General features: G+C 33.7%; 2 protein-coding genes and 2 pseudogenes. 3 read left to right on the forward strand and 1 reads right to left on the reverse strand.

The genetic code is table 11. The features are described 5' to 3' along the window. On the reverse strand, positions 1 to 169 hold a 169-nt coding region (locus QOX35_RS16400), incomplete at its 3' end, for an Arm DNA-binding domain-containing protein (RefSeq protein ID WP_283687227.1). A gap of 298 nt (positions 170 to 467) precedes the next feature. Between QOX35_RS16400 and QOX35_RS16405 the strand changes: the two are divergent. The 3 genes and pseudogenes from QOX35_RS16405 to QOX35_RS16415 form a co-directional block, all read left to right on the forward strand. Next, positions 468 to 671 (forward strand): annotated as a pseudogene (locus QOX35_RS16405) (tyrosine-type recombinase/integrase); the annotation flags it as partial. A gap of 10 nt (positions 672 to 681) precedes the next feature. Further along, on the forward strand, positions 682 to 1,101 hold the full coding sequence (locus tag QOX35_RS16410) for a virulence RhuM family protein (RefSeq protein ID WP_283687835.1): 420 nt from the start codon (positions 682 to 684) through the stop codon (positions 1,099 to 1,101). Between the two features lies 1 nt (position 1,102). Next, a pseudogene (locus QOX35_RS16415) lies at positions 1,103 to 1,351 on the forward strand (ORF6N domain-containing protein); the annotation flags it as partial. Between the last annotated feature and the right edge of the window lie 151 nt (positions 1,352 to 1,502).

The following is a 1,502-nucleotide window of genomic DNA, read 5'->3' on the forward strand; positions in this document are numbered from 1 at the left end:
TCAACCGACTTTCACGCGGATTCCATAGTGAAAATGTACAAGAAAGTTTACAACTGAATTGTACCATCGACTTGCCGACAGTGATACGTCCCATTATCGGAGTTTTACCCGATTTGTCGGGACTACTCTTTTTGAGGTAGAGTAATACCTTGAATTTTTCTGTTTTCATACACTTATATTTTTATTATCCTTTGCCGTTGTTTTGCAACGGCAAAGTTACTTGTTATATAAGTGCTCTTTAGTGCGTAATTATAAGCAAATCAGAACATAAGAAGTTCATTTGTTCGCATCTTGTTACCTGTTTTAATTTAGTAACTGAGAGGTTAACGACTTAGTAACTGAAGTCTGTCTAAGATTTGCTTAGATTCCAATTTTACGAACTTCCTAAATCTAAGCAAATATGCTAATTTCAAGACTGTTACCTATTGAAGTGTTGCGATTTGCGTATATCCCTTTTCTTGTGTTTTTTTCATCTGGCCCGCCACACTTTTGCCACTCTGACCCTTTCGAAAGGAGTTTCTATCGAAAGTGTTAGTAAAATGCTCGGGCATACCAATATTCGTACAACACAAATTTATGCTCGCATTACTGATTCTAAGATAAGTAACGACATGAATGATTTTGCTTCAAAAGTAAAAGGTCTGAATGATAAATTTGCCATAAATCAATAAAATCTAAATTATGGAAACAGGATATATAAAGTTTATAGATATAGAGACTGATAGTCCCATTATTGAAGTAAAAATAGTTAATGGTACAGTTTGGATGACAATAAATGAAATAGCCGATCTGTTTGGCATATATACACCTACAATCAATAAGCATCTCAAAGCGATATTTAAAGAAGGCTTATTGAGAGAACCGGATGTGATAAAAGAATACAGATATACCCGAAATGAGAAAGAAGAATATATTCGCACCTATTATAATTTAGAGGTTGTTATTTTCTTAAGTTTCCGTATTCAATCTTTATATACCAAAGCTTTTCGGGAGTGGGTATTGAATTCTTTCTGTGAATATAGAAAAGAAGCAACTGAACCAGAGATAATCATACTGTTTAATACTAATACAACAAGATCCACTCTTAATATACCTAACTGATATGGAACTACAGATTATTCAGAATAAGATATTTGAAATAAGGGGGATGCGAGTCATGCTTGACTTTGATCTGGCAGAACTGTATCAGGTAGAAACTAAAAATCTGAAAAGAGCAGTCAAACGGAATATTGAAAGATTCCCCGACGATTTTATGTTTGAATTAACAGCCAATGAATGGGAAATCTTGAGGTGCAATTTTGGCACCTCAAAGTGGGGTGGAACACGGTATATGCCTTTTGCTTTTACTGAGTTATGTAAAGGTTGACATAATTCAGTTTATGTAAACAAAAAGATTATGTAAAGCTTCCTACTTAACAGGTTGTGTAACAGTAGTTGTGTAAGTATTTTCTTTACATAATCTTTTCCTTTTTACTTAAATCCCTTCAACCATTCCATAAGTT

Source organism: Dysgonomonas sp. Marseille-Q5470, from assembly GCF_951230145.1.
GTDB lineage: Bacteria > Bacteroidota > Bacteroidia > Bacteroidales > Dysgonomonadaceae > Dysgonomonas.